This window comes from Streptomyces sp. MnatMP-M17, assembly GCF_900091995.1.
In the GTDB taxonomy this organism is placed as follows: domain Bacteria; phylum Actinomycetota; class Actinomycetes; order Streptomycetales; family Streptomycetaceae; genus Streptomyces.
Window position 1 is genome coordinate 1 of record NZ_FMDK01000335.1, and the last position, 8,158, is coordinate 8,158.

General features: G+C 68.9%; 8 protein-coding genes. 5 read left to right on the top strand and 3 right to left on the bottom strand.

The window, feature by feature from the left end:
- From GA0115259_RS15575 to GA0115259_RS15585, 3 genes are all read right to left on the bottom strand, one after another.
- Window positions 1–1,146: hypothetical protein (locus tag GA0115259_RS15575; RefSeq protein WP_107469194.1), on the bottom strand; the 1,146-nt coding region annotated here is incomplete at its 3' end.
- Window positions 1,136–1,990: a DUF8175 domain-containg protein gene (locus GA0115259_RS15580; protein WP_093596700.1), complete on the bottom strand. Its 855-nt coding sequence runs from the start codon at window positions 1,988–1,990 to the stop codon at window positions 1,136–1,138. The genes GA0115259_RS15575 and GA0115259_RS15580, both read right to left, overlap by 11 nt.
- Window positions 1,991–2,249: 259 nt before the next feature.
- Window positions 2,250–2,558 (bottom strand): hypothetical protein, encoded by a 309-nt coding sequence (locus GA0115259_RS15585; protein ID WP_003985768.1) that lies wholly within the window; start codon window positions 2,556–2,558, stop codon window positions 2,250–2,252.
- Window positions 2,559–3,095: 537 nt separating this feature from the next.
- Between GA0115259_RS15585 and GA0115259_RS41175 the strand changes: the two genes are divergently transcribed.
- The 5 genes from GA0115259_RS41175 to GA0115259_RS15605 form a co-directional block, all read left to right on the top strand.
- Window positions 3,096–3,551 carry a hypothetical protein gene (locus GA0115259_RS41175; protein WP_237540054.1) on the top strand — a complete coding sequence of 152 codons (456 nt, stop codon included), beginning with the start codon at window positions 3,096–3,098 and terminating at the stop codon, window positions 3,549–3,551.
- Between the two features lie 122 nt (window positions 3,552–3,673).
- On the top strand, window positions 3,674–5,503 hold the full coding sequence (locus GA0115259_RS15590; protein WP_237540056.1) for an alpha/beta hydrolase: 1,830 nt from the start codon (window positions 3,674–3,676) through the stop codon (window positions 5,501–5,503).
- A 104-nt stretch (window positions 5,504–5,607) separates the two neighbouring features.
- Window positions 5,608–6,114: a hypothetical protein gene (locus tag GA0115259_RS15595; protein ID WP_093596709.1), complete on the top strand. Its 507-nt coding sequence runs from the start codon at window positions 5,608–5,610 to the stop codon at window positions 6,112–6,114.
- Window positions 6,115–6,221: 107 nt separating this feature from the next.
- Window positions 6,222–7,193 carry a C40 family peptidase gene (locus tag GA0115259_RS15600; RefSeq protein WP_093596712.1) on the top strand — a complete coding sequence of 324 codons (972 nt, stop codon included), beginning with the start codon at window positions 6,222–6,224 and terminating at the stop codon, window positions 7,191–7,193.
- A gap of 289 nt (window positions 7,194–7,482) precedes the next feature.
- Window positions 7,483–8,158, top strand: a 676-nt coding sequence (locus GA0115259_RS15605) for a phosphatase PAP2 family protein (RefSeq protein WP_093596706.1), incomplete at its 3' end; no start/stop codon positions are given.

Here is an 8,158-nt window from a genome sequence, read left to right on the forward strand (position 1 = left end):
CTGCTGCTGGTGGCTGCGGCTGCTGTGGGTCTTGATGCCCTGGGAGACGAGGGCGGCGGGAGAGCTGATGAGGGCGGCGGCCTGGGCGCCGTCGGTGGCCTGCTTCCGGTTGGTGCGGGAGGAGGCGACCTCGTCGCCGAAGCCGGGCACGAAGCGGTAGATCATCGCGGAGGCGAAGATCGCGAGCAGGATGATGGCGAGGCCGGAGACGACGGCGGAGAACGCGTCGGGGCCCTCGTCGGCGGAGAGCGCGCCCGCGAGACCGAGGACGATCATGATCACGGGTTTGACCATGATGACGGCGATCATGATGCCGGCCCAGCGGCGGACATGGCCCCACATGTTCTTGTCGACGAGCCCGGCGTAGACGACGGTGCCGAGCAGGGCGCCGACATAGAGGAGCGCGGCTCTGATGACCAGTTCCAGCCAGAGGACGCCGGCGGCGAGGATGGACACGAGGGCGACGACGATCAGCATGATCGGGCCGCCGCCGATGTCGTCGCCCTTCTTGAGGGCTTCGGCGAAGCCGCCGAAGAAGACATCGGTCTGGCCGCCGGTGGAGGTGGCGATGACCTCGGTGACGCCGTCGGTCGCGGAGACGACCGTATAGAGGATGAGCGGCGTGAAGGCGGAGGCGAGGACGGTCAGCCAGAGGAAGCCGATGGCCTCGGAGAGCGCGGTGGCCAGCGGGACGCCGCGGATGGCGCGCTTGGCGACGGCGAGAAGCCAGATGACGAGGGTGAGGACGGTGGAGGCGGCGAAGATGACGGCGTACTGGCGCAGGAAGGCGGCGTTGGTGAAGTCGACATTGGCGGTCTCGTTGACGGCGTCACTGAGCTTGCCGACGATCCACGCGGCGGCGTCGGCGCAGCCTTTGGCCAGGGAGGAGAGGGGGTCGAGGGCGTCGGGCGTGCTGGGAGGACCGGACCGGGCGGTGCCGGTGTCGCCGTTCTCGCAGTACTCCTTGACGAGTCCCTTCAGCAGGTCGCAGTCGCCCTGGCTGCCCGTCGAGGACGGGGTGGGTGTGGGCATAGGCGTGGGCGACGGTGCCGCCGTGGCACGCGCCGCGAACACGAGGAGCGCGGCTTGAACACCCGTCAGGGCGGCGACGACCGAGCGAGCGCGGTGTCGGGAGCTACCTGGCATACGTGAAGCCTCCGTACTGCTCGACAGCCTTGCTGATCTCGTCCGCGGTGGAGGCCGCCACGTCGCCCGGGACAGGGGCCGGCCCGTCCTTCTGCGATTCCGCGGCGATCCTCCAGTCGTTCTCCATCCACCGCAGATCGAAGGTCCAGGTCTTCCAGGTCGTGCTGACCGGGTCTGTCGAGTCGGGACCGGACATCCCGATCAGGCCCGTGTACCAGACGGACACCTTCGCGCTGTCACCGCTGAGACTCTCGACGCTGGTGCCCACCGGGATCGTCCGGGAGACGAAGGTGCTGCCCTGCGGAGGACTGCCATTGGCGTCCAGGCCGAGCTTCTCCAGGAACTCCGTGGTGTACGCGGCGTCCAGCGACTCCTTGAGCCTGCCCGCCGCGTCCGGCGTATAGACGGTGTCGAGGATGCTGTGCCGGCTGCCCTGGCTGAACATGCCGTCGGAGCCGAGTGCCACCGCGTAGTTGGCTGCCGCGCTTGCCGCGCCCTGTTCGTTCTGGGCGAAGCCTGATGGGATTGTGCCGTTCTTGCCTGTGACCGGCTTGACGCCCGATGCCGCCGTCGGGTCGGCGGCCGTGCCTCCTGTGCCCTTGCCGCCTTCGGCGGACTTGTCGCCGCCGCGGTTGGCGAAGGCGATGGCCGCGATGAGGAGGACGACCACGCCGACCACGGTGATCAGGGAGCGGGAGCCGCGGGCCGGGCGGCGGGCGCCGCCGCCGTACATGTCGCCGCTTCTGCCGTCGGGCAGGCGCGTACGCGTCTGGCCCGTGCCGCCGAAACTGTCGTCCGTACGGCCCGAGTCGCCGCCGTAGCCGTGCTCGTCGCCGAAGCTCATGCCGCGTACGTCCCCTCAGCCGTTTGCGGTTCCGCGTGGTCCGCGTAGTACGACGGTAGCCGTGCTGGTTGCCGCGCGGGCGCGGTGTGGTGACTCGACATCAGGGAGACGCAACCTCAGCCGGTGGGTGCGACGGACAGGTGGTGTTGAAGGTGGTCCGGGCACGCCCGGTACGGACTGTCGGGGACGGGACTGGGTTCGGGCTCGGGGACAGGGACTTGGGGACAGGGACTTGGGGACAGGGACTTGGGGATGACGGCTAGACGGCCATCCCGTACACGATGGTGAAAAGCGTGCCCAGCGAGCCGATGATGAAGACACCGGTCAGCCCGGCGACGATCAGGCCCTTGCCCTGTTCCGCGCTGAACGTGTCCCTGAGCGCGGTCGCTCCGATCCGCTGTTTGGCCGCGCCCCAGATCGCGATGCCGAGGCAGAGCAGGATGGCCACGGCCATCACTACCTCGATCATGACGCGGGCCTCGTTCCCCAGAGTCCCGAAAGGCCCCCAGTTCGGGGCGATGCCACCGATGATGGTGGTGATGTCGCCCTTCTCGGCCGCCAGGTACATGTAACTCACCGCCCCTGTTGGGTTGTTCACGCCCACGCCCCCATGGCATGGGTCACGCTCTATCTTCGCTGATGGAACCGCTCTCGTATGCCGCTTGGCGGCTCTCTTTACCCGATCCCCGCACATATGACCGATCATGCCGTCCTGGCCTGGCGTAGATCGGCCATGCGTATACGCGCATGGTTACTCTGTGTATCACGGGCCGTGACTGCGGGCAATGACTGTCGTTGTTACACCTTTACGGTCACGTCCCGCGCGGGCCCGGGTGCTGAGGCGGTCATGGGCGGCGAGTTGAGGATGCCGCCGCGCCGCGCCAACCGTACGGGTGAACTTGGCGCCCGCGCCGAGCCGTACGGCCGACGGGCCGCTGCCCATGGATGCCCAGGACTGTCCGGGGCTATGGACGGTTCGGCCGTATGTGCCTGCTCCCGCGCCCTGTTTATGGGCGGGCCGGCGATGCGTCCGCCTTTGGGACAGTGCGGTCGGCATCCCGGGTGAGGAACAGGATCCCGGGTGAGGAGCAGAGGCGAGAGCGGTATGGCGGGGTTTGTGGGGCAGAGCCAGGGGCAGGGCGGGCAGGGTCCGGGGCAGGGCGGGCAGAGCCAGGACTGCCGGCAGCGGTTGATCGACATGGCCGGTGGCGTTGGCGTACCGGCTCCGCGCACCGGCGGGCCGCGGCATGGCGGAGAGCTTCGGCACAGCGACGGTCCCTGGACGCGGGCGGCCGGGGCGGCCGAGGCGCTGCGTACGCACATGGGCCTGGTACGAGGCGAGTTCGCCGCCGCACACGAGGGCGTGGCGGCCGGTACGGAGGGCCTGGGCGCCGCGGCGGTGCTGCGAACGGTGCGTATGTCGTGGGAGCGGCGCATCGAGATCGCGATGGGCGAGTGCGAGAGCCTGGCGGTTCATCTGCGGGCGGTCGCACGGGAGCAGGGCGAGAACGAGGCGGCGATCAGGGCGTCGTTCGCGCGGGCGGGCGGCGGTGCGCGTTGAACGGGTTCGGTGGTGGCGGTGGCGGTGGCGGTGGTGCTGGTGGTTGGGGTGGTGGTCGGGGTGGTGGCCGGCACGGTGGCGGCGGCCGTGGTGGCTGGAGCGGGGCGCTGACATGGACACAGTTGCGTGAGCTGAAGTGCGCCGAACTGGAAGGCGCGGCCGACGGCTGGGGCAAGGTGAGCAACCGTGCGGACGCGGCACGGGACCGCATCGACAAGCAGCTTCTCGCGAGCCTTGAGGCCACGCAGGAGGGCGAGGCGGTGGAGGCGGCGAGCGCGCGGCTGGAGGAGCTGAGCCGTAACTTCCAGTACGTCTATATGGAATGCGGTCTGGTCCGTACGACCCTGAACAGCCTCGCCCAGGAGCTGAGAGAGACTCAGCGCAGGCTGCGGGCGGCGCTGGACGACGCGGATGGCTTGAAGTTCACGGTCCACGCGGACGGTTCGGTGAGCTATCCGGCGGCGGGCGAGCAGATCGTCACACAGGACAAGCTCCCGGGCGGTACGGCCGAGGGCAGCGCGCTGCCGAGGCTGCTGTCCCCGCCGCCCGCTCTGACGGCCCCGAACCCTCATGCGGCGAGGGCCCAAGAGATCGCCGACGCGATCGCGTGCGCGGTCGGCGAGGCGAACCGGATCGACGCGCGCTACACGGCCACGCTCCTGAAGCTGACGGCTCCCCGGGACGGCCTGCTGACCTCCGACGCGCTCTGGGCGGACGCGCACGGCGACGCGACGGTGGTGCGGGGGCTGGCGGACGAGTATCTCAAGGACTCCATCCCGACGGAGAAGTCCCCGGCGGAGCGCAGGGCGTGGTGGGACAGCCTGACGCAGGAGCGGCGGGAGGAGTATCTGGCGGTCTACCCGGACGAGATCGGCAACCTGGACGGAATCCCGGCGGAGGTACGGGACGCGGCGAACCGGGACAACCTGGCGCTGCTGATCGGAAAGCTGGAGGGACGGGTGGGCGACGAGGGAGCGCAGACGCGGCTGGCGGGCCTGAGGGCGATCGACGAGCAGTTGCGGGCGGGCGGCCATCCGCCGATGTTTCTGCTGGGGCTCGGGGAGCAGGGAAACGGCCGGGCGATCGTTTCCTACGGGAATCCGGACGCGGCGAGGAATGTCTCGGTGTATGTGCCGGGGCTGGGGACGGCGCTGGACGAGGAATTCGCGAGGAACGACTTGAAGCGGGCGCGGGACACGGCGGTGGGAGCGCGTGAGTACGACGCGTCCAGCGCCTCGATCGTATGGCTGGGATACGACGCGCCTCAGCTCTCCGCCACTGATGTCGCGGGGAATACGGATGTGATATTCGCTGATCAGGCGCGGGTGGGAGCGGTCGCGTACAACGAATTCATGTCCGGTGTCTCGGCGACGAACCGGAACGGGGATCCGCATGTGACGGCCATCGGGCATTCGTACGGTTCGCTCACGGTCGGCCAGGCCGCGCAGCGGCAGGGCGGGATTCCGGGCGCCGACGACATCGTGCTGCTGGGCAGCCCGGGAACGGGTGCGGCTTCGGCCGACGAACTGGGTGTGGGCCGCAGGCATGTGTTCGTGGGCGCGGCGGAGAACGATCCGGTGACGGCGATGCCGGCCAGGATCGAGGCGCGCGGTATGGCGACCGGCGCGGTCAGCGGAGCGGTGGTGGGAGGCGCGGTGGGCGGCCCTGTGGGGGCGGCGGTGGGAGGACTGGGCGGAGGCACGGCGGCGTTCCTCGCGCAGGACGCGCAGGCGGACGACCGAGAAATCTGGTTCGGCACGGACCCGGCGCACGAGGCATTCGGCGCCCGCCGATTCCGGGTCGATGACGGGCCGCGTCCTCTGGGGGACCTGGGCGGGTTCACGGCGCACACCAACTATTTCAATCCGGACGACGACGAGGAATCCGCGCGGAATATCGCGAAAATCGTCGCAGGCCGAGGCGACAAGATCAGCACTCAGGAGCACCGATGAAAGCTGCGCGCCTCGTCCTGACAGCGCTTCTGGTCGTTCTGGCCACCGGATGTGGTTCGCAACGAGGTGCTAGTGCCCCCGAAAGGAAGCTGCCCAGAGTGAACATGCAACAGGCGGCTGAAAAAGCCGACGCGATCATGCTTGAGACGGTGTCTGGAATCAGGCCGGAACTGCGATGGAATCACGGTCCGTCGAACGACCGTATCTGCACCGGCTTCAAGGATGAATCGCCCGGCACAGGATCGGTAAAGCGTCGAATCGCCGTGATGACCGTCGTCTCCGAGGAGCGGAGAGGAAGCTTGCTCGGCGTGGTGGAACGCAACTGGAAGGCGCGTGGATATGAGATCACCAGCGTGGACGCCGACAAGGATCTCCCGGCCATCTACGCGGCTTCGCCGGAAAACTTCCGTATGAGCGTTGCAGTCGGCGGCGAAGGCCAGTTCTTCTTCTCCATCACCACCCCGTGTTTCACGGAATCCGCCGTACCGGATCCGGCGACCGAGCCGAACAGCCCGCAGCGCGCGGGCGAGTACCCCACGCGGCCCGATGTGTACGACGACTTCTGGTCATCCGGCGGGGGCGTTTCGGTGGAGGGCGTTGGGATCTCCTGAATCGGGGCTTCGCGACCTAGACTGGGGCGGGACTGTGGCCCTGACGCGGAGGGTGTTTGACGGTGCGTAAGGCATGGCTGGTCGTGGCCGCTGTCGGTGGGGTCGGGATGAGTTTTGTGGCGCTGCTCGTTGTGGGGACCTACTCCGCCGCCGCCGGGCTGGTCGGCGGCGGGCGGGCCGTGGGGCTGGCCAAGGGGGCCGTGCCCGCCGCGTATCAGCCGCTCGTGCAGAAGTGGGGCAACTACTGTCCCGCCATCAACCCGGCCTTGCTCGCCGCGCAGTTGTACCAGGAGAGCGGGTGGAACCCCAGCGCCCAGAGTCCCGCCGACGCCAGAGGCATCGGGCAGTTCATCCCCGGGACCTGGCAGGCGCACGGGATCGACGGGGACGGCGACGGGGACCGGGACATCTGGGATCCGGCCGACGCGATTCCCTCCGCCGCCTCCTACGACTGCGAATTGGCCGGATACGTCAAGGACGTGCCCGGCGACCCGACCGACAACATGCTCGCGGCATACAACGCCGGGGCCTACGCCGTCATCAAGTACCGAGGCGTGCCGCCGTACCGGGAGACCCAGAACTACGTCAAGGTCATCCGGACGCTGGAGAAGAGCTTCGCCCGGCCCGTCGGGCGCGTCGCGCCGTCGCAGCAGGCCGCCGCCGCCATCTACTTCGCGCAGCAGAAGCTCGGTACGCCCTATCTCTGGGGCGGGAACGGCACGGCCGAGCAGGGCGGGCGGTTCGACTGTTCCGGGCTGACGCAGGCCGCGTACCGGACCGTCGGGATCGAGCTGCCGCGAGTCGCCAATGACCAGTACAACGCCGGTGAGCATCCCTCGCGCGACGAGCTGCTCCCCGGGGACCTCGTTTTCTTCTCGGACGATCTGACGAACTCACGGACCATCCGGCATGTGGGGCTGTACGTGGGCGGCGGATACATGATCAACGCGCCGTACACCGGGGCCGTGATCCGGTTCGACAAGATCGACACGCCGGACTACTTCGGCGCCACCCGCGTCACCGAGGACGGCGCGAAATCCCTGCCCACCGATCTTCCGGAGAGCCGGCCGGCCGTCTGACCGGACCGACCGGAGCTCCTCACCACCGGGCCGGCGGATCTCCGCATGGCCGGAACTCTCCCTCCCGAGGCCCTTCTGAACTGGGACGACGTATCACTCTTCGATAACGTCATGGTGATCGTTCGGTGGAGAGCGGAACGTAGACGGTGAGCAGGCCGTTCCCTGGACAGCAGCCGGGTATTGATCACCTTGATCGCGCGGCATGTTCCGTACCGACCACGGGGGTTGGTAAGAGGCAGCGCGCACGGAGATGCGGCGCGCCGGGCGACAAGGCAAGGGGCCGCAGCAGATGGCTGGACTCGCACTGGATGGGTCGAACCCCGACGTCAGCCTGCTCTATGACATCAATGGGCTGGCCAAGGGCGCACCGTCGTGGTTCGACCGCGTCATGGAGTTCGTCGGCGAGTACGGGATCATGGCCGCGCTGGTGCTCATCCTGCTCTGGAGCTGGTGGAGCGTGCGCAGGAGCGGATCGGCGGAGGACTCCGTCACCGCCGTCGTCGGGCTCCTCTGGGCGCCGCTGGCCGCCGCAGTCGCGCTGCTGGTCAATATCCCCATCCGGGGCTTTGTGGAACGGCCGAGACCGTTCCTGGACCACAAGGGCCTGGAAGTCCTGGTGGCGGGCAAGACGGACTACTCGTTCGTCAGCGACCACGCCACCATGGCGATGGCCATCGGCGTGGGCATCTTCATCGCGCACCGCGGGCTCGGTCTGGCCGCGATCGGGCTGGCGCTGTTCGAAGGCTTCTGCCGGGTCTACATGGGCGTCCACTACCCGACCGATGTGATCGGCGGCTTCGCGCTCGGTACGGCCGTCGCCCTGCTGCTCACCCCGCTCGCGCTCGCCCTGCTGACGCCGCTGGTGTCCGCGGTCTCCCGTTCGCAGCGGGCCGGCTGGGCCGTACGGTCACGGGCCGCGCGCGAGGCCGACCGCGCGGCGGGCTGCGGCGCCGTAGGCGGGGGGC

Coding starts and splice junctions, on each gene's coding strand:
- GA0115259_RS15600 (WP_093596712.1), top strand. CDS start 6,222: ATGAGTTTTGTGGCGCTGCTCGTTGTGGGGACCTACTCCGCCGCCGCC.
- GA0115259_RS15595 (WP_093596709.1), top strand. CDS start 5,608: ATGCAACAGGCGGCTGAAAAAGCCGACGCGATCATGCTTGAGACGGTG.
- GA0115259_RS41175 (WP_237540054.1), top strand. CDS start 3,096: ATGGCGGGGTTTGTGGGGCAGAGCCAGGGGCAGGGCGGGCAGGGTCCG.
- GA0115259_RS15585 (WP_003985768.1), bottom strand. CDS start 2,558: ATGTACCTGGCGGCCGAGAAGGGCGACATCACCACCATCATCGGTGGC.
- GA0115259_RS15580 (WP_093596700.1), bottom strand. CDS start 1,990: ATGAGCTTCGGCGACGAGCACGGCTACGGCGGCGACTCGGGCCGTACG.